Here is a 20,419-nt window from a genome sequence, read left to right on the forward strand (position 1 = left end):
GCATGAGCTGGGTCGACGTCATCGTCGTACTCCTCGCGATCGTCGCGGGCGTGTCCGGATGGCGTCACGGCATGGCCGTGGCCTTCCTGTCGTTCGTCGGCGTGCTCGGTGGCGCCATTCTCGGCGTCCGCGTCGCCCCGCTGATCGTCTCCGGCATCGAGGCCCAGCACACCCGCGTGATCGTCAGCATCGTCGTCGTCGTGCTCCTCGTCGCCCTCGGCGAGACCACCGGCGTCTTCTTCGGCCGCCGCATCCGCGACCGCATCACCGGCGAACGCGTCCTCAAGGTCGACTCGTCCCTCGGCGCCCTCCTGCAGGCCTTCACCGTGGTCGTCGCCGCCTGGCTCGTCGCCCTCCCGCTGGCCTCCGCCAGCTTCCCCGGGCTCGCCGCCAGCGTCCGCAGCTCCGAGGTGCTGCAGTCCGTCGACTCCGTGATGCCCTCGGGCGCCCGCGCCCTGCCCGCCGAACTGCGCCAGCTCCTCGACGACTCCGGTTTCCCCGACGTCCTGTCCCCCTTCGCGCAGACCCCCATCAGCGCCGTCGGCCCCCCCGACGCGGCGCTCGCCCGCAGCCAGGTCGTCCGCGACGTCGGCGGCAGCGTCCTCAAGGTCCGCGGCCGCGCCCCCTCCTGCCAGCGCCAGCTCGAGGGCACCGGGTTCGTCGTCGGCCCGCAGCGCGTCATGACCAACGCCCACGTCGTCGCCGGCACCAACCAGACCAGCGTCGAGGTCCCGGGCCGCAACGGCCGCACCCGCACCCTCACCGCCACCGTCGTGAGCTACGACCCCGAGGTCGACGTCGCCGTGCTCGCGGTGCCCGACCTCGACGCCCAGCCGCTGCGGTTCGCGCCCGACCCGGCGAGGCCCGGCGACGACGCGATCGTCCTCGGCTACCCGCTCGACGGGCCCTACACCGCCACCGCCGCGAAGGTCCGCGACCGCATCCAGCTCCGCGGCCCGGACATCTACGACAGCGGCACCGTGACCCGCGACGTCTACACGATCCGCGCCACCGTCCGCTCCGGGAACTCGGGCGGCCCGATGATCGCCCCCGACGGCCAGGTCATCGGTGTCGTCTTCGGCGCGGCGCTCGACGACTCCGAGACCGGTTTCGTGCTCACCGCCGACCAGGTCGCGGGCGCCCTCGCCGCCGCGGGCGGTCTGACGCGCAAGGTCGACACCGGGACCTGCGCCGCCTGACCCCCGGCCCCCGCACGCGCGCCGTCGACGCGCGCGCAACCTCGCTGCTGTCGCCGGGCCAGGTCGCCGCACACCTTTCGTACCCGCCGCACACGTTGCAAAGGGTGCGGCGCATCCGGAAGGGGTGCGGCGGCAGGAGCGATCCGGTGCGCCGCTCGATCCGGGAAGCCGCGCGGCGGTCGGGAAGCCGTGCGGCGATCGCCCGCCGCCGCGGGTGGCGAGGTGCCGCAGTAGGCCGCGCTGCGGGCTCAGAGCCCGCTCAGCGACCGCGGAGCCCCGCGGCACCCCCGAACAGCCGAAAGGGACCGACGTCGCGGCGCGACGGCTCCCAGGCCCCGGGGGTCAGACCTCGCGGGTGATCGTCTCGTCGCGGCCGGGGCCGACGCCGATGGCGCTGACGGGGGCGCCGGTGAGCTCCTCGATGCGGCGGACGTAGGCCTTGGCATTGGCGGGGAGCTCGTCGAAGCTGCGGCAGCCGGAGATGTCCTCGAACCAGCCGGGGAGCTCCTCGTAGACCGGGATGGCGTGGTGGACGTCGGTCTGGGTCATGGGCATGTCGTCGACACGCTTGCCGTCGACCTCGTACGCCACGCAGATCGGGACGGTGTCGATGCCGGAGAGGACGTCGAGCTTGGTGAGGAAGTAGTCGGTGATGCCGTTGACGCGCACGGCGTACCGCCCGATGACGGCGTCGAACCAGCCGCAGCGGCGGGGGCGGCCGGTGGTCACGCCGACCTCACCGCCGACCTTGCGCAGGCGCTCGCCCCACTCGTCGTGCAGCTCGGAGGGGAAGGGACCGGAGCCGACGCGCGTGGTGTAGGCCTTCAGGATCCCGATGACGCGGTCGATCTTGTTGGGCCCGATGCCGGAGCCGACGGCGGCACCGGCGGCGGTCGGGTTGGAGCTGGTGACGAAGGGGTAGGTGCCGTGGTCGACATCGAGCAGCGTGCCCTGCGAGCCTTCGAGGAGGATGGTCTCGCCCGCCTCGAGGGCCTTGTTGAGCAGCAGCCGGGTGTCGGCGATGCGGTGGCTGAAGCGTTCGCCGCAGGCCAGCACGGTGTCGACGACCTCGTCGACGTCGAGGGCGCGGCGGTTGTAGACCTTGACGAGGATCTGGTTCTTCAGCTCGAGGGCCGCTTCGACCTTCTGGCGGAGGATCTTCTCGTCGAGGACGTCGGCGGCGCGGACGCCGACGCGGGCGACCTTGTCCTGGTAGGCGGGGCCGATGCCGCGGCCGGTGGTGCCGATCTTGGCCTTGCCCAGGAAGCGTTCAGTGACTTTGTCGATGGCGATGTGGTACGGCATGATCAGGTGCGCGTCGGCGCTGATCATGAGGCCGCTGGTGTCCACGCCACGGTTCTCGAGGCCGGTGAGCTCGTCGAGCAGGACCCCGGGGTCGACGACGACACCGTTACCGATGACGTTGCGCACGCCCGGGGTGAGGATGCCCGACGGGATGAGGTGCAGGGCGAAGTCCTGCCCGTCGGGCAGGACGACGGTGTGGCCGGCGTTGTTGCCACCCTGGTAGCGGACCACCCACTGGACCTGGCCGCCGAGGAGGTCGGTGGCCTTGCCCTTGCCCTCGTCGCCCCACTGGGCTCCGATCAGCACGATCGCCGGCATGTGAAACTCCAAGTCCTGAACGCGCGGAGCGACCGCGGCGCAGTTCGCGCCGCGGCGGGGAGGGTAACCGATCACAGTGAGCAGGATCGATTCCTCGGTGATGCTGCTGGCCGTCGGGGACGAGGCCACGGGCCGGCGGCTTCCGTTCCACGGTAGTCGGCCGGGCGCACGTCTCGCCCGGGTACCTGCGGCACTGGCCGGGGTGCCGGCGGTCCGGCTGCCCTCGCGGCCCGGCCGCACCGACCTGGATCCGGTCCTGGACGAGCAACGTCCGGGCCGGGTCGTGGTCTCCGGGACCGACGCGGACCTCGCGGCCGTGCTGGTGCGACTGCTGCGCCGGGACCTGCTCGGGGCGGTGGAGGTGGCGTTCGTGCCGACGACGCGCCGCTCGGCCGCAGCCGCCGCGTGGGACCTGCCGCGGGACCGGGCGGCGGCCGCCGCGCTGGCCCTCGACGGCACGGCGGCACCGGTCCCGTTGGTCAGGGATGACGCGGGCGGCGTGCTCGTCGGGCGCGGCGAGGTGCGCAACCTGCGGGGCGAGGCGTACTGCGACGACACCCTCGTCGTCAGGGGGTCGGTGCGCAGGCTGGTGGCCGTCGCGGGGCCGGGCGGCGTGTCGTCGGTGCAGGGGCGCGGGGTCCGGGCGGCGACGGGCCGTGCCCTGCAGATCGGCTGCGTGGGGGCGCGGGTCGTCGTGAACGGGGTGGAGCATCCGCGCGAGGTGCCGCGCTGGACGTGGTACCGGCACACCGAGGACTGGCTGTTGGTCCGCCCGTGAGGCCGGACCCGTTGCAGCGCTTCGCGAAACACGATCGGAGCGTGCGAGCAACACCGCGGACGTGGAACTGCTGGCACGCACCTGAGCCCCAGGAGCGCGACAAGCCGCTCGTCCACGTCGCCGCCGACCCGAGTTCTCCGGCGCCCTGGACGGGCGCACCCGTCCAGGGAGGTCGTCGCCGGGAACCGGTCGCTCGCGCCGATGCGCGGGCGCGGCCCACCCGGGGTGGACGTCGACGGTGCTCGGGGGCGGCGGGCGGTCGCGGCCGGCGCCGCGGCCTCATGCGGCGGCGGACGAGTCCGGGCGGCGGTGGTAGGAGTCGACGTACTCCTGCCCGCTGAGCTGCGCGATGGCGTCCATGATCTCGTCGGTGACGGCGCGGCGGATGGCGGGGGAGTTCTCGAGGCCCTCGTAGCGGGAGAAGTCGAGCGGTGCGCCGAACCGGACGGTGACGGGCGCGATCCGGGGGATCCGCACTCCGACGGGCTGCACCTTGTCGGTGCCGAGGAGGCCGACGGGGACGACGACGGCGCCGGTGGTGAGCGCGAGGGTCGCGACGCCGGTGTGGCCGCGGTGGAGGCGGCCGTCGAGGGAGCGGGTGCCCTCGGGGTAGATGCCGAAGGCGCCGCCCGCTTCGAGGACGCCGCGGCCGGCGTCGAGGGCGGCGAGGCCTGCCTTGGCGTTGCCGCGGTCGACCGGGACGTAGTTGAGGGCGGCGAGGAAGCGGGCGCCGAAGCGGCGCTTGAGGCTGCGGCCGGTGAAGTACTCGGCCTTGGCGAGGAAGGCGACGGGGCGGGGCGCGACCAGCGGGATGACCGCGGTGTCGACGGCGGCGCGATGGTTGGACGCGAAGATCACCGGGCCGGTGAGGGGCACCCCCTCGATGCCTTCGGCCTTCGGGCGCCACAGGAGCATCGCGAGCGGACGGATGACCCACCTGATCAGGAACTGCACTGCTGTTCGACCTCTCCCCAGGAGTCGACGGATCCCCGACGTCGGCGTTGCCGCCGGACCATTGTCCCCCACCCATCGTGACCGTCGGGTCACCGGAGTGGAACGTCCCGTCGACCGTCACATGTCCTGGGGGGCCGCCGCGAGCGCCGTACGGGCAACGTCTCCGGGATCCGGGTCGTTCCGCTGCAGCGGCCGGGGTCCGCGGGTGCCGCCCGACCGGCCGATGACGGGGCCGCGTCGCGGCGGGCGGCACCCGCCGACCGCCGCGACGGCGTCGTTCACGCGATGCCGAGCTCCGCGGGCGCGGCCGGGTCGGACTCGGCGATGAAGGTCCGCAGGCGCTCGACCTCGTCGGTCTCGCCGAGCGCCTCCGACGCCCGCAGCAGCGCCGCGAGCGCCCGGAGGACGCCCTGGTTGGGCTCGTGCGCCCAGGGGATGGGCCCGAAGCCCTTCCAGCCGTTGCGGCGCAGCTGGTCGAGGCCGCGGTGGTAGCCGGTGCGGGCGTAGGCGTAGGCGGTGACGACCTCGCCGTCGGCGAGGGCGGACTCGGCCAGGGTCGCCCACGCGATCATGGAGGCGGGGTGCGCGGCGGCCACGGCCGTGGCGTCCGCGCCACCCGCCAGCTCGGCAGCCGCCGGGTCGACGGGCAGCCGGGTGGGCTCGGGGCCGAGGAGGTTGCCGTGAACGGTCATGCCGTCCATCTTTCCCCGAGCCCCGTGTCGCCCGTCAGCGCAGGGTCCGACCCGCGGACTTCAGCGTCTGGCATGCCTCGACGACGCGGTCGGTCATCGACTGCTCGGCCTTCTTCAGGTAGGAGCGCGGGTCGTAGGCCTTCTTGTTGCCGACCTCGCCGTCGATCTTCAGGACGCCGTCGTAGTTCTGGAACATGTGCGACGCGATCGGGCGGGTGAACGCGTACTGGGTGTCGGTGTCGACGTTCATCTTGACGACGCCGTACGAGATCGCCTCGTGGATCTCTTCGAGGCCCGAGCCGGAGCCACCGTGGAACACGAGGTCGAACGGCTTGGCGTCGGCGGCCAGCCCGAGCTTGGCGCGGGCGACCTCCTGGCCCTCCTTCAGGATCTCGGGGCGCAGCTTGACGTTGCCCGGCTTGTAGACGCCGTGCACGTTGCCGAACGTCGCCGCCAGCAGGTAGCGGCCCTTCTCGCCGCCGCCGAGCACCTCGACGGTGCGCTCGTAGTCGCCGGGCGACGTGTAGAGCTTCTCGTTGACCTCGTTGTGGACGCCGTCCTCCTCGCCACCGACGACGCCGATCTCCACCTCGAGGATGATCCTGGCCTTGGCCGCGGCGTCGAGCAGCTCGGCCGCGATCTGCAGGTTCTCCTCGAGCTCGACCGCGGAGCCGTCCCACATGTGCGACTGGAACAGCGGCTCCTCGCCACGGGCGACGCGCTCGGCGCTGATGGCCATCAGCGGGCGTACGAAGCCGTCGAGCTTGTCCTTGGGGCAGTGGTCGGTGTGCAGCACGACGTTGACGGGGTACCGCTCGGCGACGACGTGCGCGAACTCGGCCATCGCGACGGAGCCGACGACCATGTCCTTCACGCCGAGGCCGGACGCGAACTCGGAGCCACCCGTCGACAGCTGGACGATGCCGTCGCTCTCGGCCTCCGCGAAGGCCCGGAGGGCCGCGTTGAGGGTCTCGCTGCTGGTCACGTTGATCGCCGGGAAGGCGTACTCCCCCTTCTTGGCGCCGTCGAGCATCGCGTTGTAGACCTCGGGAGTGGCGATCGGCATGGGGCGTCCTCTCGATCGGGTGGCGCTCGTCGTGGCGTGTCGGCGCTCGTCACAGGCGATTATCACGTACCCGGGGGCGGGCTCCGCCAATGCCGGATCCGGCCGCCGATAGACTCCGGCGAGTGAACGGGGAGGGGAGTACGGCGAGCCAGCACGCTTTCGAGCCCCATGACCGCTACGGCGCCGGGGGTCCGGCCCCGGGATCCGCCACCGGCCGGCATGCGCCGACCGAGGGTGAGCGCGCGGTCGAGCAGACCCTCAGCCGGCTGCGCCGCATCGACGCCGGCCCGGATTCCGTCGCCGCTCCGCCGCCGCCCCCGCCGGGCGCGCCGCCGCGGACGCTGGCCGACCTCTACAACGACCACCGGCTCCGGCTGGTCCGCCTCGCGGTCCTGCTGGTCGACGACCCGACCACGGCCGAGGACGTCGTGCAGGAGGCGTTCACGGGTCTGCACCGCAACTGGGGTGGGCTGCGCGACGAGGCGGCCGCGGTGGCGTACCTGCGCACAGCTGTCGTGAACGGGTCGCGGTCGGTGCTGCGGCGGCGCCGCACGGCACGCGACTACGTGCCTCCGCACAGCGTCAACGCCCGCTCGGCGGAGTCGTTGGCGATGCTGTCGGCCGAGCACCAGGCGGTCGTCGACGCACTCGCGACGCTCCCGCCGCGCCAGCGTGAGGTCCTCGTCCTCCGTTATTACGGGGGGATGTCGGAAGCCGAGATCGCGGAGGCGACGGGGATCAGTCGCGGTACGGTCAAGTCGACGGCGAGCCGGGGGCTCGACACCGTCGCGAAGGTGATGGCGGCCCGCGCGTCGGGCCGATGAGGTCCAGGCCCCCGTGAACAGGGAGAACGGCACCGTGACGGCGATGGACGACCCGGGTCGGAAGTTGTCGGAGGCGTTGCGCGCCCGCGCGGGGCAGACCAGCGGGAACCCGTTCGCGGCCCCGCCGCAGCCGGGCCCGCTGCCCCGTCCGCCCGCCCCGGCGCCGGGCCCGCAGGCATCCGGCCGGTACTCGCCCGTCCACGAGTCGATGCAGCAGCCGCCGGTCCACCCCGAGCACGAGGCGTCGGGCATGTGGGCGCAACAGGCGGTGAGTGCGACCGGGTCGGGCCGGGGCCGCCGGTCCGCGCCGCGCAGCCCGATGAACCAGGTCGGATGGGCGTTGACGGTCGCGTTGCTGGGCGGTGCCGTGCTCGGGTGCGCGTTGGCGCTGCTCTCTGTCCTCGTGCCGGGGTTGCTACCGCCGCTCGGGTGAGTCCCGCGGCCGGGTAACGTCGTGAACCGTGACGAACCTCCTCGGCATGGCGCCGTCGTCCGCCACGCTGGCCCTGGGCCCGGAGTGGCTCCAGCCCGACACCATCATCGAGTGGCTGGGGCCGTGGGCGCTGGTCGGGCTCGCGCTGATCGTGTTCGCGGAGTGCGGGCTGCTGCTGGGGTTCTTCCTGCCCGGTGACTCGCTCCTGTTCACGGCGGGGCTGTTCGTCCACGTCGGCGCGATCAGTACACCGCTCTGGCTGGTCTGCGTGATCCTGGTGGTCGCCGCGTTCGCGGGGAACGCCTGCGGCTACTGGATCGGCCGCAAGGCCGGGCCGGCGATCTTCGACAAGCCGAAGTCACGGTTGTTCAAGCCCGAGCACGTCGAGAAGACGCAGGGCTTCTTCGACAAGTACGGCAACCGCGCGATCGTCATGGCGCGTTTCGTGCCGATCGTCCGCACGTTCATCACGGTCATGGCGGGTGTGGCGAAGATGGACCCGCGCCGGTACTTCACCTACTCGCTGATCGGTGGCGTGGCGTGGGCCGCGGGGGTGACCGTGCTGGGCTACTTCCTCGGAAGCTTCGACATCGTCAAGAACAACATCGAGGCGATGCTGATCCTGATCGTGCTGATCTCGGTGATCCCGATCATCGTCGAGGTCGTCCGGGCGCGGCGTGCGCGCCCGGGCCCCGCCCACCGCGCCCGCCGCTGATCGCCTTCACGACGGCTGGGCCCGGCGACCATGCTGGAGAGCAGTGACCACCACGACCGCCCTCACCACGACCCTGGCCTGGGGACCCCTCGACTCCGCGGGGCCCGCCACGGTGTGGGCCGTCGTGCTCACGTTCATCTTCCTGGAGTGCGCGTTCATCGTCGGGCTGTTCCTGCCGGGTGACTCGCTGCTCGTCGCGGCGGGTGTCGTCCTGGCCCAGCACGGGCACGAGCGTGGCGCCTGGACGCTGGCCTTCGTGGCCGTGGTGCTGGCCGTGGCCGGCAACCAGGCCGGCTACCTCGTCGGCCGCTACACCGGCACCCGCATCCTCGCCCGCAAGGACGGGAAGATGCTCAACAGGGCCAATCTGGAGCGGGCGGGGCGCTTCCTCGACCGCTGGGGGTTCTGGTCGATCGTCGTGGCCCGCTGGATCCCGTGGATCCGGACGCTGGCACCGATGATCGCGGGTGCGGTCCGCATGGACAACCGCAAGTTCCTGCTGGCCAACACGGTGGGCGCGGTCCTCTGGGTGCCGACGCTGCTGATGATCGGCTACTACGGCGCCGGCCTGCTCGACTCGGTGCCGTGGCTGAAGACGGCCGCGGTGGTCGCGTCGGTCGCGTTCTTCGTGCTGGGCACCGGGTTCGGGGTGTGGCGCTACCGCCAGGAGATGCGCCGCCCGATCGACGACACCGCCGAGCTCCCGGAGAACCGGGTCGGCGCGAACGCCGCCCCGGCCGACGGCGACGCGGACCGGCCGGGCGAGGCGGAGAGCGACCGCTGAGGGCCCGTCGGGCGACCGCTCACGTGAGGGTGGCCGCCGCCTCCAGCAGCATCCAGCCCGACAGCTGCACCGACAGCGCCGCCTCCGGGGTGCCGGGGGTGGGGATGCGGGCGGGCCGGCGCCAGTCGTGGGCGAACACGGGGCCGGTCGAGACCTCGGCGCGGTTGTCCCACACCGACTCCGCGCTGGCCAGCACGAGCCGCCGCGCGGTCGCGGTGAGCTCGGGGCGGCGCCGTGCGGCGTCGGCCAGGTAGCGGGCGAGGATGCCGTTGAACAGGCCACCGTCGCCGCCGTCGTCGTAGCCCGGGATCACCCCGTCGGCCTCCGCCATGCGCTCGGCCACCGCGTCGAGCACGGCGGCGGCACGTGCCGCCCAGCGGGGGTCGCCGTCGCGTTCGGCCAGCTCGACGCAGGCGCCCAGGTAGACGCCCTGGCAGTAGGTGTAGGTGGTCGCGGCGATCTCGCGGACGGTGCCGTCGGGGGCGAGCCGGATCCCGTCGCGGACGAGCCCGGTGCGGGGGTCGACGAGCTCGGCGGCCATCCAGTCGACGATCGACGCCGCCAGCGGGACCCGGCCGGCGCGGGCCAGCAGGATCGCGGCGGGGCCGTTGGCGGGGGCGTTCTTGAAGTCGTCGGCGCGGCGCCACCAGATGCCGCCGCCGCCGTCGGGGGTCCACCCTGCGCGCAGCCGCGTCGTGACAGCGGCGACGGCGGCCGGGCCCGAGCGTCGCGCGAGCGCGCCCGCGCGCTCGACGGCCAGCCCGAACCAGGCGATGTCGTCGTAGTAGTCGTTGACCCAGCGGCCCAGGTTCATCAGCCGCACCCCGCGGGCGGTGCCGGCGATCGCGGCGGCGCGCCGCCGGTCGGGGGCGCGCAGCTCGGCGTCGACGAGACAGTCGAGCAGGTGGGCCTGCCACCAGTAGTGCCACGGCCAGGGCCGGTCGAGCCGGGGCCGTGGCCAGCGAATCCGCCCGATCCGCGTCCCGGGCGTCACGCCGACGACGCGGCGCAGGTGCCGGGCCCGCACCGCCGTCTCGGCCTCTGCGGCGCGTTCCGCCCAGACGCTCACTCGCCGCGCCCCGGGACTTCCAGCGGTGCGTGGGAGCTCTCCTCGCGCAGGAACACGTAGGTGGCGACGAGGTCGCCGGACACGTCGGTCGCGCGGTTCTCGGCGTCGCCGGCAGGGGTGACGCGGCGCGGCGCGAACACCGTCGAGAACGAGTGCAGGTCCCAGCCTTCGCGGACGACGGCGTCGAGGACGTCGGAGATGTCGGCCGCCAGGTGCAGCTCGCCCGAGGCGGCGCGGGCGACGGGCATCGTCGTCACCTCGTCGAGCGGGATGGAGAACTGGAAGATCTCCAGACCGTCGTCGTAGGCGGCGCGGGCACGGCCGGTGGGCGACTCGTCGAACACCTGATCGGCGCGCCTGCGGCCGGTTGCCTCGTCGGCGAGGAGCCGGCGGTTCCACTCCTCGACGGCGCGGGCCCCGCGCTCCTCGTTCCTCCAGAACCCCACGTCGTCACGATAGGGCGCGGGCCCACGCGGGGCGCGCGCCTCGCCGTCCACGCGGCGGCGGTCAGTCGGTGAGCACCGGGTTGAGCGGGTAGGGGCCGACCTCGTCGGCGGCCACGGGCAGCCCGACCCCGCTGACGACACGCTCGACCGTGAACCGGACGCGGCGGCCGGTGTCGCCGTCGTCGCCGGCGGCGTCGGTCCACTGCACCTGCGCCGTGCCGGACAGGTGCAGCATCCCGCCGGTCGCGAAGTCGACGAACAGGAGCGCGGCCGCCGGGTCGGCGTGCAGGTTGCCGAGGCTGTTGAACATGTTGTTGCCCGGGTAGTCGGGCCACCACAGGTGGGTCTCGTCCTCGACGCGGACGAAGCCGGCCGGGCCGCCGCGGTGCGACGCGTCGTTGCCGCGCTCGGGGTGTGTGGTGCCGAGGAACAGCGTGTCGGAGCGGCGGACGAGCGCGACGTCGGCGTCGTCGAGGACCGTGTCGCGGCGTCCGGTGTCGGTGGCCGGGTGGGCGCGGGGCGCGAGGGCACGCTGCTGGATGTACTGCGGGCAGTTGCCGTAGGCCTGGTCGACCTCGAGGGTGAGGCCGGCCCCGTCGACGGCGGTGACGTCGCCGTTGAGGCGCAGCCGGCGGCGCCGCAGCAGGTCGATCGCGATCATCCCGAAGGGCTGGCCGGGGGCGAGCTCGCCGAGCGGTCCGGCGAGGTCGGGGGCGGCGTGGACCTGCAGGGTGGTGAGGCCGGCGACCTCGACGAACCCGGCGGGGCCGGCGAGGCCGGTCACCCACAGCCGGTGGTCGGCGTCGCGCGCGGCGAAGGCGGCGAACGTCTGCGCGGCGAGGAACCGCTGGATGCCCGCGTTGAGCACGGTGGGGTCGAGCATGCCCAGCAGGCGGCCGGCCTCCGCCCGCACACCTGCCCGTTGCTGGACGGCGAGCTCGCCCTCGTGAAATCCGGTGTGTCCCGCGTGCTGCGTGGCGGCCACGGTCCCTCCCCACATCGTCTAATGCTTGATGCGAGTATAAGCATTAGATCGCCGGAGTGGTAGCGGCCGCACACCGCCGGCAGCTCGTCGTGCGTCCCCTCCTCGACGACCCGCCCCGTCTCCGGCACCACCACCGGAGCCGACCAGGACCGGCACCATCGCCTCACCCGCCTGGTGACCGACGAGCAGCACACCGGCCCCGGACAGGCCGCGACCGACGGACGCCACACAGCACCTGCGCGCCCCGTCACCGCCGCCACGCGGCCGGGGCTACGAGACGAACCCGACGCGCCGGATCACCAGGCCGAGTCCAGGTCGGCGTGCGCGGACACCCACGCGTGCATGACGATCCCCGCCGCGACGCCCGCGTTGACCGAGCGGGTCGAGCCGAACTGGGCGATCGACACGAGCGTCGACGACGCCGCCCGCGCCACGTCGGTCAGGCCCGGGCCCTCCTGCCCGAACAGCAGCACGCACTCGCGCGGCAGCGTCGTCTCCTCCAGCCGCACCGCCCCCGCCGTGTTGTCGACGGCGACGATCGGCAGTCCCCGCTCCTCCGCCCAGTCGCGCAGCGCAGCGGCGTCCTCGTGGTGGTGCACCGTCTGGTAGCGGTCGGTGACCATCGCGCCCCGGCGGTTCCACCGGCGCCGCCCCACGATGTGGACGCCCGCGGCCGCGAACGCGTTCGCCGTGCGGACGACCGTCCCGATGTTGTGGTCGTGGCCGAAGTTCTCGATCGCCACGTGGAACGGGTGTGCGCGCGCGGCCAGGTCGGCGACGACCGCCTCCCGCCGCCAGTACCGGTAGGCGTCGACGACGTTGCGCCGGTCGCCCTCGGCCAGCAGGTCGGGATCGAGGCGGGGGTCGTCGGGCAGCGGCCCGTCCCACGGCCCGACGCCCACCTGACCGGGTACCGCCCACTCGGTCGCACCCGCCTGCTCGACGCCGACCTCGCTCATGCGGTCACCCGGCCACCCGCGACCGCCTCGCGGAACGCGACCCGGCACTGCGCGTAGACCTCGAGCGGGTCGGCCGGTTCACCGCCCTCGACCGAGCGCACCCACTCCTCCAGGGCCAGCCGGACCATCGTCGAGAAGGCGTCGACGACCGCGCGGGCCGCAGCGGGGTCGCCCCCGTGCCGGCCACGAGCGCCGCCCGCTGTTCGGTGCGTTCGGCGTCGAGGCGCAGGCTGGTGGCCAGCACCGTCGGCTCGTGGAGTGCGAGGCGGCGGACGCGCAGGAACCGGTCGCCCGATGCCGGGTCGGTGCCGAGCCGGATCAGCGCGTCCTGCCAGTAGGCTTCCAGCGCGGCGTAGGCGTCGTCGCCGGCGCGCAGCGCGCCGAGGGTCGCGAGCAGGTCCGCCTCCAGCTCGCCGTCGCCGAGCATGACGGCCTGTTCCTTCGTGGCGCAGCGGGCGATGGCCTCGGCCGTGGTCGCGGCGTCGCCGTGGCGTTCGAAGAGGTCGAGTGCGGCGATGCCGATCTCGTCCTCGGTCTGGCGACGACCGCGTTCGCGCAGGCTCGGCTGCTGCTCGTCGCGGTCCATGGGGCGAGCCTACCGAGCTGTGCCGAAACGGCAGTCAGTGCCAAATGAGCGCACGCTGTCGGACATGGGGGACCAGTCGTGAGTGCTGCCGGCGGTCTTCGTCCGCCGCGCCCCGGAGGGCTCGACGCAGCCCGGCCCTCCCGATTGCACGAACGGCCCTTTCCCGCAACCGGGCTGCGGGAAGGGGCCGTTCCGGCACTCAGGGGGCACCCCCGCGTGGCACATCACGGGCACGCCTCCCCCGCTCACCGGGTGTCGGGCCGCGGGGTGGCGGCGGCGTTGGTCGGGTGCTCGTCCTGCGGGCACACGACCGGCAGCGCCAGCTGCACGGAGGTGTGTCCGACGTGTGCGCCGACCGCGGCGGCGTGGTACTCCTCCAGCCGCGCGAGGAAGCCGCCGTCGGCGTAGATCCTGCCGTCGACGGACGGGCCGACGGTCCCGTTCATGACCGCCTCCACGTCCTCCCCGGACAGCGTCTTGTGCGTCTCCAGCGCGTGGGCGAGCGCGAGGACCGCGGACCTGTTGTCCTGCAGGATCTGCTCGGCGCGGTCGAGGAGCCTGCCGAGGTGGTCCTCGATGCGGTCGGCGAGGGCGCGGCGCAGGACGGCCTCGGTGGGCTCGTTCTTCCCCGGCGCACCCTTGCCGCCACCGGGGCTGCCGACCTCCAGGCGACGCGCCGTCGAGTAGGACGACACCGTCGCTCCCATGCCCCAGAAGCCCTCCATGAACGAGGCGAGGGTCGTGGCCGACTCGAGGTCCCCGGACACCCCGGAGGAGCTGTCGCCGTCGAAGAACATCCGCTCCCCGGCCAGCGAGGCGAGGGAGACGAGGATGTCGGCCTCGTACTCCGAGCGCCAGCGGGTGAACTGGTCCTCCGGTGGGATGCTCGCGACCATGCCGAGGTAGTCGGAGCCCTTCTCGATCGTCGCGAGGTCGATCTCCATGTGCTCGCGCACCCGGTGGGCGACGACGGCGTGGCAGCCCTCGTGGACGGCGACGGCGTGCCGCTCGCGCTCGATGTACTCGACGTCCTCGGGCGGGCCGAGGTCCTTGAGCTGCTTGGCGCGCAGCACGTCCCGCCAGCCGATGACCTCGCGGCCGTCCCGGATGGCGGTGATCAGGGCCTCGTTGACGAGGTCCTTGATCGTCGCGCCGGTGGCGTACGGCGTGATCGTGGCGAGCTTGTCGAGCTGCTCGGCCGTGATCTCGTGCGGCACCTTGTCGAAGTAGCCCTCGTAGGTGCGGATCCGGCCGGCCTTGCTCGGGTAGCCGACCTTGTAGATCCGGTCGATGCGGCCCGGCCGCAGCAACGCCTCGTCGAGCGCCTCCGGCATGTTGGTCGCCATCATCACGAGGATCCGGTACTTCGGTGGCGGCTTGGGGCGCATGCCCAGTGCGCGTCGTCCCCAGCGGTTGAGCAGGCCGCGGGGCTTCTTGAGCCCGGAGAGCTCGGTGAGCAGGGCCTGGAGCGTGCCCATGCCGCCCCCGCCGCCGTTCATGCCACCGCCCATGACGAACCTGCTGCGCCGCTCCGGTTCCGGCGCCGGGATCGACGCCATGGCCTCGCGGGTGAGCAGCGCGCGGGTGTCGTCGGAGAGGTAGGAGAAGCCGTGGCAGCCGGCGGCCCGGAAGGGCGGGGGCGCCATGCCGCGGGGTCCGCCGCCGGGGCCGACCTGGGCGAGCGAGCCGCGATTGCCGAGCGCGTCGGCCTCGTCGAAGAACACGATGACGCCGCCGTAGCGCAGGGACAGCTTGCGCAGCTTGCGGAACAGCGACTTGACCTTGAGGATGCCGACGCCCATGAACATGTTGATGAACGCGCCGGGGTCGACGAACACGTAGGGGCGCCCGGTCTCGCCGGCGACGGCCTCGGCCATCAGCGTCTTGCCGGTGCCGGGTGGGCCCCACAGCAGGATGCCGCCGGGCACGTAGCCGCCCTTGGCCTCGATCTCCTCGGGTCGCTCCAGGTACATGATGTTCTCGCGGATGCGGTCGAGGACGTGGTCCTGACCCCAGACGTCGGTGAACCGGGTCTTGATGTCGTCGGGGTAGTAGGTGTCGACGCCGCCGCGTGAGAGCAGCCAGAACAGCCCGATGAATTGGAACGCGATGAAGAAGAAGGCGAAGAGCAGCTGCAGGATCAGCGGCATCGCCTGCCAGATCAGCGCGGGTAGCTGGAACACGGCGAGGATCGGTGACGTCTCGAGGATCGCGGCGGCGATGAAGGCGAACAGCACGAGCAGCGCGACGACCTTGACGAGCCGGCCGAGCCGGAACCGGGTCCAGTCGGAGAACCGCTTCTTCACGGCGCGGTCGAACCCGCCGAAGACCTTCTCCGACCAGAACCGGTGGTAGCCGACGGAACGCTCGGAGACGAGGTAGTGGATCTGGCGCAGGAACTCGAGGCCGGCCAGCCAGATCAGCCACTGCGACTCGTAGAGCTGGATCTTCAGCGAGTCGGCGAACGTGATGAGCGGGTTGTCGGCCATCGCGGCCCAGACGATGACGAAGAACGCGACGGCGAACAGCAGCAGCAGCCGGATGCGGTTCCACATCGGCATCCGCTTGCGGGTCGTCGGCCGTTCGGGCGGCGGGACGTGGTGGTGCCCTTCCGGCCCGTCGGCGGGTTTCGTCAGGTCGGGGGCCGTCATGGGCTGTCCTCCCGCACGGTGAACGAGTTGACGACGCCCTCGATCTCGGACTGCCGCTCCTGGAAGCAGTCGAGCGAGCAGCGGGCGATCGCCACGTAGACCTTGCTGGCGTCGTCGTTGAGGTAACCGATCTGGTCGAACACCTGGGGTGGGCCGCCGTCGATGCGGTAGGCGAAGACCGTGTGCACGCCGCGGACCCCGTGGCCGGGGGTCAGCATCTCGTCGGCGAGGAGCTGGAAGTCGGTGAGCCGGGAGGCGCCGAGTTCGAGCTGCTGGCGGGCCGTGGCGGAGACGGGGAAGCGGAAGTCGCGCACGACGTCGAGGCTGATCTGGCCGCGGGACTTCTCGGGGACGCCGTCGACGCTGACGAGGACGACGGGCGCGTCGGTGCGGGGGTCGAACATGTGCTGGAGCGCCGGGCCGGTGGCGGCGTCGTACCCGACGATCCAGGTGCCGTCGGCGCTGCTCGCGGCGGGTGCGCTGCCGAGGGCCTCGGTGAACTGTGCCGGATCGATCTGCCGCCAGGTGTTCGGCACTTTCAGATATGTCTTGTCGGCCGAGTTGGTGACGTATTGCGCACTGGGTCCGCCGCAGCCGGCGAGGAGGGCGGCCAGGCCTACGACCAGGGCGAAGAATGATAAAACGGACTTTACGGTCCTACTTCGCAATTCAAATTGCAGACGCGGGACAATCATCGCACCCCCCCTGCGTGACCACCTCGTGACCGAATCCGAGTATGCGACACAAACATGACGGTTGCCTGCGCCGAACAGGTTGCGCGATTGTTTCGCCGAAGCAGGGGTCACCCGTTCGGAGGGACCCGGCGGGGACGGGGCCGGGTCCCCGCCGCGCTACAGACCCAGGTCGGCGAGCCCGAGCAGCGCCCGGTAGCTCAGACCCTCGGCCTCGATGGCCTCCCTGGCCCCGGTGTCGCGGTCGACGACCGTCGCGACACCCACGATCTCCGCACCGGCCGCACGCACCGCCCGCACAGCCGTCAGCACCGAACCACCTGTCGTCGAGGTGTCCTCGACGACGAGCACGCGACGGCCGGCGATGTCCGGGCCCTCGACGAGGCGCTGCATGCCGTGCTCCTTCGTCGCCTTCCGCACGACATAGGCGTCGAGGGCGACGCCGTCGGCCGCGGCGGAGTGCAGCATCGCGTCGGCGACGGGGTCAGCGCCCAGTGTCAGCCCGCCGACGGCCTGGTAGTCCCAGTCGGCGGTCAGCACCCGCAGCAGCCTGCCGACCAGCGGTGCGGCCTCGTGCTGCAGCGTGACCCGGCGCAGGTCGACGTAGTAGTCGGCCTCGGCGCCGGACGCCAACGTGACCTTGCCGTGCACCACACCCAGCTCGCGGACGAGCGTGGCGAGACGGTCGCGGTCGGTGTCGGAACTCATCGGGATGAACCTTCCTGCAGGGGAGCTCAGCGGCGCCGGGACATGCGCGCGGCGAGGCGGCGGACCACCCCGCGCGGCAGCACGTCCGCGACGCCGACGATCGTCTTGTACTGGCGGCTCGGCACGGACACGACCCGGCCGCGGGCGAGGTCGGCCAGGCAGTCGTCGACGACGCGGTCGGCGTCGAGCCACAACGGCCCGCTGCGGTCGCCGACGTTCATGCCCGCCCGCTCGTGGAACTCGGTGCGCACGAACCCGGGGCACAGCACCATCGCACGCACCCCGGTCCCCGCCGCCGACGCCGCGACCCCCTCGGTGAACGAGGTGACCCACGCCTTGTCGGCGCTGTAGATGGAACCCTGGCCGGGGACGAGCCCGAGCACGCTGGAGACGTTGACGACCGCGCCCCGGCCCCTGCTGACCATGCCGGGCAGCACCGCCCGGGTCAGCACCATGACGGCGGTGACGTTGACGTCGTGCTGGTGCTGCAGGTCCGCGGGGCTGGTGTCGACGAACCGCTCCTTGTGCGACATACCCGCGTTGTTGACGAGCAGGTCCACGGGGGAGCGGTCCGGGTCGGCCAGGCGGTCCGCGACGCGGGAGCGGCCGGCGGCGTCGGCCAGATCGGCGCCCAGGACCTCGACGGTGGAGCCGCGGCCACGGAGCCGGTGCGCCGTCGACTCCAACCGCTCGACGTCACGGGCGACGAGAACGAGGTCGTGTCCGTCGGAGGCGAGGCGCGCGGCGAAGGCGGCACCGATGCCCGCCGTCGCTCCGGTGATCAGGGCGGTCGGCACACCACGACCCTAACCAGGGCGCCGCCGCCACGCGCCGCAGCGGGTCAGTTCTTGCTGAGCCGGTGACGGGCCGCGCCCTGGCCCTCCTCGAGGGCGTGCGCGACCTCGGCCATGTCGGCGAGCAGGTCCTGCAGACGCTCGGTCGTGGAGTCGACCGGCGCGGCCGCCAGCACCCACGCGTCCTCGGCCCACAACAGCTCGATGTCGTCGCCGACCGCGTTGCCGGCATCGGCCAGCTCCGGGGTGAGCAGCGGCTTCACCGCGTCGGCGTCGGAGACGAAGGCGTAGCGCTCGCCGACGGGGGCGAGCAGGTCGAGGCCCGCGTCGTCGGGAAGGGGTGCCGAGGGCAACCGCAGCTCGACGGCAGCGGGCAGCTGCGACTGCACCTGCACCGCGGCGAGGACGGACCCGACCCGGCCGTGCTGCTCGTGGTCGAACACGTAGGCCTGCCGGGGCCCCTGGTGGGTGGGGACGTTGCCGCTCACCAGGTTCCGGGCGATGCCCGGGCCGCCCTGGTGGATCGTCCCGTAGCGCCACCGGCTGGGCAGCACAGGGTCACTCTCGACGAACTCCCACTCCCGCAATGCCGCCCAGCGCCTGCGGTCGCGGGTCCCCCCGTCGCCGCGGGTGCGGTCGGCGATCAGGAGGCCGATGCCGGCGAGGAGCGCGACCACGGCGATGACGAACCAGACCGACGCGTTGCCCACGGCGCGGAGCCTAGCCGCGCAGGCCCCCGTCGTCGGCGTAACGCGCCGCGCTCGCCCGTTCGGCGCGTCGGAACCATCCGGTCAGACCGTTGCGTCCTGCCTCGCCTCCTCCTTCGCGCCATCGATCTGCACCGCCTCGTCGACGCCCGTGACCGCCGCGCCGACGAAGGGGCCGCCGACCTTGCCCTCGGCCTTCACGACGGACGCGGGCATCTTCATCGGGTTCGCCCCCACCCACCTGGCGAAGTCCGGGGTGAGGTGCACGGCCCCGACGGACACCGTGCCGGCCTTCTGCATGAGCGTGGCGAGGCGCGCGATCAGGTCCGCGAGCCGCTGGGAGGCGAGGCCGAGCGCGTCCAGCAGCTTCTGGATCAGGCCGGCGAACTTGCGCGCCAGCGAGATCGCCGTGGACACGACCCCCGCGACGAATGCCACGAGCGACGTCCCGGCCGTGACCGCCGCTGCGGTGACCGCCGCGAGCAGCGGACCGATCAGCTTGGCGACGAAATCGGCGATGAGGTCGCGGATCGTCGAGCGGACGGTGGCGGTCAGCGCCGCGGACCTGATCGTCTCGTCCACGAGCCGGTCCGCCTCGTCGGCGGCGGCCCTGACCGTGCCCGTCCACTCCCGGGCGCGGACGCGGTAGGCGTCGGCGGCGGCGCCGTCCCAGCCGGAGAGCCGGTCGAGCGCGGCGGTGTCGTCGGCAGCGACCGTCTTCAGGTGCTTCGAGACGTTCGACCAGGTCCTGGCGTGCGCCTTGATCTCGCCGGGGTCGCCCAGGAGCGCGTCGAACGGCTCGCGCAGGAAACCGATGTGCTCGATCGCCCAGCCGACACCCGCCGAGGCGAGACTTCCGAACGGGTCGGTGAGCACCCCGAGGGCGTCGATACCGGCGGACGCGCCCTTGACCGCGATCGACCCGATGTCGCCGGAGCCGATCGCCTCGCCGAACTCCGCGACGCTCTCCACCACACCCGCGCCGGCGACGAACGGCGTGTCCTCGGGCTCCGCGACGAGATCGGTCATCGCCGGCCACCGAACCCGGCGGCGACCCGCCTCTCGACCTCGCGGTAGCCGGCGACGGTGTCGCGCAACGACTGTCCGTGCCGCTCACCGGTGCCCGCCGCCGCGTTCAGCGTTGTGGTGAGGTCGTGGGAGGCCCTGATCACCTGCGTCGAGATCGCCTGACCGATCATGCCGAACGCACCGGGGCCGACCGTGTTCCCCGCCTGCGCACCGGCCCTGACCCGGGCGGCGCGCTCCGCGACCGTGCCGGCGTGCGCGTCGACCGCGTCGGCGTCCACCGAGAAGCCGGGGGAGCTCACTGCGCCGGCCCGGTCAGCGAGGCGCGCAGCAGGGTCATGGTCGCGGAGTCGGCACCCCACAGGCGTTCCGCGGCATCGACGGCCTTCGCGGCCGCCGCCCTCCGGGCCTCCGCCGCCGTCCCGAGCAGCTGCTCGGCGAGCCGTTCCCGGGTGATCGACGCCGCGACCGGGGAGAAGACGACGTCGAGGAGCGCGCCGGAGGGTTCGACGGTGACGGTGACGGCCCCGTCGCGGCTGCGGGCGGTCCCGGTGACGGCGGCCATCTCGGTGCTCGCCTGCTGGGCGCGCACGGCGGTGTCGTCGAGCCGGGCGAGGTACCCGTCGAGCCAGTCGCGGGGGGTGGAGGCGTCGGTGGTCATGGCCACGGACGTTAGAACGCGGCCCCCGCCCCCGGAGGCGTTCGGAGCGAATCGGTTCCGGGCGCGA

General features: G+C 72.9%; 23 protein-coding genes. 6 read left to right on the plus strand and 17 right to left on the minus strand.

What is annotated here, in order from left to right; all coding sequences use genetic code 11:
- The first annotated feature begins 2 nt into the window (after positions 1-2).
- Positions 3-1,199 carry a MarP family serine protease gene (locus AB7F12_RS01150; protein WP_428498959.1) on the plus strand — a complete coding sequence of 399 codons (1,197 nt, stop codon included), beginning with the start codon at positions 3-5 and terminating at the stop codon, positions 1,197-1,199.
- A 342-nt stretch (positions 1,200-1,541) separates the two neighbouring features.
- On the opposite strand, the gene AB7F12_RS01155 is transcribed toward AB7F12_RS01150, so the two are convergent.
- Complete coding sequence (locus AB7F12_RS01155; RefSeq protein WP_428498960.1) at positions 1,542-2,822, minus strand: adenylosuccinate synthase; 1,281 nt, start codon at positions 2,820-2,822, stop codon at positions 1,542-1,544.
- 76 nt (positions 2,823-2,898) lie between these two features.
- Here AB7F12_RS01155 and AB7F12_RS01160 point away from each other — a divergent pair, with 76 nt between their 5' ends.
- Positions 2,899-3,600 carry a hypothetical protein gene (locus AB7F12_RS01160; protein WP_428498961.1) on the plus strand — a complete coding sequence of 234 codons (702 nt, stop codon included), beginning with the start codon at positions 2,899-2,901 and terminating at the stop codon, positions 3,598-3,600.
- A 279-nt stretch (positions 3,601-3,879) separates the two neighbouring features.
- Here AB7F12_RS01160 and AB7F12_RS01165 read toward each other — a convergent pair whose 3' ends face one another.
- The 3 genes from AB7F12_RS01165 to fbaA form a co-directional block, all read right to left on the minus strand.
- Positions 3,880-4,515 carry a lysophospholipid acyltransferase family protein gene (locus tag AB7F12_RS01165; protein ID WP_428498994.1) on the minus strand — a complete coding sequence of 212 codons (636 nt, stop codon included), beginning with the start codon at positions 4,513-4,515 and terminating at the stop codon, positions 3,880-3,882.
- Positions 4,516-4,832: 317 nt separating this feature from the next.
- The gene (locus AB7F12_RS01170) at positions 4,833-5,246 is read right to left on the minus strand and encodes a DUF3151 domain-containing protein (RefSeq protein ID WP_428498962.1); all 414 of its coding nucleotides are present in this window, start codon (positions 5,244-5,246) and stop codon (positions 4,833-4,835) included.
- A 34-nt stretch (positions 5,247-5,280) separates the two neighbouring features.
- Positions 5,281-6,312 carry a class II fructose-bisphosphate aldolase gene (gene fbaA, locus AB7F12_RS01175; RefSeq protein ID WP_428498963.1) on the minus strand — a complete coding sequence of 344 codons (1,032 nt, stop codon included), beginning with the start codon at positions 6,310-6,312 and terminating at the stop codon, positions 5,281-5,283.
- A gap of 122 nt (positions 6,313-6,434) precedes the next feature.
- Here fbaA and AB7F12_RS01180 point away from each other — a divergent pair, with 122 nt between their 5' ends.
- Genes AB7F12_RS01180 through AB7F12_RS01195 form a run of 4 tightly spaced genes read left to right on the plus strand, consistent with a single transcriptional unit; the run spans position 6,435 to position 9,068 of the window.
- The gene (locus AB7F12_RS01180; protein ID WP_428498964.1) at positions 6,435-7,136 is read left to right on the plus strand and encodes an RNA polymerase sigma factor; all 702 of its coding nucleotides are present in this window, start codon (positions 6,435-6,437) and stop codon (positions 7,134-7,136) included.
- Positions 7,137-7,179: 43 nt separating this feature from the next.
- Positions 7,180-7,569: a hypothetical protein gene (locus AB7F12_RS01185; protein ID WP_428498965.1), complete on the plus strand. Its 390-nt coding sequence runs from the start codon at positions 7,180-7,182 to the stop codon at positions 7,567-7,569.
- A gap of 46 nt (positions 7,570-7,615) precedes the next feature.
- Positions 7,616-8,284, plus strand: a complete 669-nt coding sequence (locus tag AB7F12_RS01190; RefSeq protein WP_428498995.1) for a DedA family protein — start codon at positions 7,616-7,618, stop codon at positions 8,282-8,284.
- Between the two features lie 43 nt (positions 8,285-8,327).
- Positions 8,328-9,068, plus strand: coding sequence for a DedA family protein (locus AB7F12_RS01195; protein WP_428498966.1), 741 nt, complete (start codon positions 8,328-8,330; stop codon positions 9,066-9,068).
- 19 nt (positions 9,069-9,087) lie between these two features.
- Here AB7F12_RS01195 and AB7F12_RS01200 read toward each other — a convergent pair whose 3' ends face one another.
- The 13 genes from AB7F12_RS01200 to AB7F12_RS01260 form a co-directional block, all read right to left on the minus strand.
- Positions 9,088-10,137, minus strand: coding sequence for a glycoside hydrolase family 76 protein (locus tag AB7F12_RS01200; RefSeq protein ID WP_428498967.1), 1,050 nt, complete (start codon positions 10,135-10,137; stop codon positions 9,088-9,090).
- On the minus strand, positions 10,134-10,583 hold the full coding sequence (locus tag AB7F12_RS01205) for a hypothetical protein (RefSeq protein ID WP_428498968.1): 450 nt from the start codon (positions 10,581-10,583) through the stop codon (positions 10,134-10,136). Before AB7F12_RS01205 ends, AB7F12_RS01200 begins: the two co-directional genes overlap by 4 nt.
- Positions 10,584-10,644: 61 nt before the next feature.
- The gene (locus tag AB7F12_RS01210; RefSeq protein WP_428517190.1) at positions 10,645-11,568 is read right to left on the minus strand and encodes a pyridoxamine 5'-phosphate oxidase family protein; all 924 of its coding nucleotides are present in this window, start codon (positions 11,566-11,568) and stop codon (positions 10,645-10,647) included.
- A gap of 296 nt (positions 11,569-11,864) precedes the next feature.
- Complete coding sequence (locus tag AB7F12_RS01215; protein WP_428498970.1) at positions 11,865-12,527, minus strand: TrmH family RNA methyltransferase; 663 nt, start codon at positions 12,525-12,527, stop codon at positions 11,865-11,867.
- A 4-nt stretch (positions 12,528-12,531) separates the two neighbouring features.
- A complete protein-coding gene (locus AB7F12_RS01220) occupies positions 12,532-13,113 on the minus strand; it encodes a hypothetical protein (protein ID WP_428498971.1) in 582 nt (193 codons plus the stop codon).
- A 245-nt stretch (positions 13,114-13,358) separates the two neighbouring features.
- A complete protein-coding gene (locus tag AB7F12_RS01225; RefSeq protein ID WP_428498972.1) occupies positions 13,359-15,764 on the minus strand; it encodes an AAA family ATPase in 2,406 nt (801 codons plus the stop codon).
- A complete protein-coding gene (locus tag AB7F12_RS01230) occupies positions 15,761-16,300 on the minus strand; it encodes a hypothetical protein (protein ID WP_428498973.1) in 540 nt (179 codons plus the stop codon). Before AB7F12_RS01230 ends, AB7F12_RS01225 begins: the two co-directional genes overlap by 4 nt.
- Before the next feature lie 315 nt (positions 16,301-16,615).
- A complete protein-coding gene (gene pyrE / locus AB7F12_RS01235) occupies positions 16,616-17,164 on the minus strand; it encodes an orotate phosphoribosyltransferase (protein ID WP_428498974.1) in 549 nt (182 codons plus the stop codon).
- A 26-nt stretch (positions 17,165-17,190) separates the two neighbouring features.
- Positions 17,191-17,961, minus strand: a complete 771-nt coding sequence (locus AB7F12_RS01240) for an SDR family NAD(P)-dependent oxidoreductase (protein WP_428498975.1) — start codon at positions 17,959-17,961, stop codon at positions 17,191-17,193.
- A 44-nt stretch (positions 17,962-18,005) separates the two neighbouring features.
- A complete protein-coding gene (locus AB7F12_RS01245) occupies positions 18,006-18,668 on the minus strand; it encodes a hypothetical protein (RefSeq protein WP_428498976.1) in 663 nt (220 codons plus the stop codon).
- An 81-nt stretch (positions 18,669-18,749) separates the two neighbouring features.
- A complete protein-coding gene (locus tag AB7F12_RS01250) occupies positions 18,750-19,694 on the minus strand; it encodes a WXG100 family type VII secretion target (RefSeq protein ID WP_428498977.1) in 945 nt (314 codons plus the stop codon).
- A complete protein-coding gene (locus tag AB7F12_RS01255) occupies positions 19,691-19,993 on the minus strand; it encodes a hypothetical protein (RefSeq protein ID WP_428498978.1) in 303 nt (100 codons plus the stop codon). The genes AB7F12_RS01250 and AB7F12_RS01255 overlap by 4 nt, the downstream gene beginning before the upstream one ends.
- Positions 19,990-20,352 (minus strand): YbaB/EbfC family nucleoid-associated protein, encoded by a 363-nt coding sequence (locus tag AB7F12_RS01260; RefSeq protein WP_428498979.1) that lies wholly within the window; start codon positions 20,350-20,352, stop codon positions 19,990-19,992. Before AB7F12_RS01260 ends, AB7F12_RS01255 begins: the two co-directional genes overlap by 4 nt.
- Between the last annotated feature and the right edge of the window lie 67 nt (positions 20,353-20,419).

The organism is Pseudonocardia sp. (assembly GCF_050250275.1).
Classification (GTDB): domain Bacteria; phylum Actinomycetota; class Actinomycetes; order Mycobacteriales; family Pseudonocardiaceae; genus Pseudonocardia.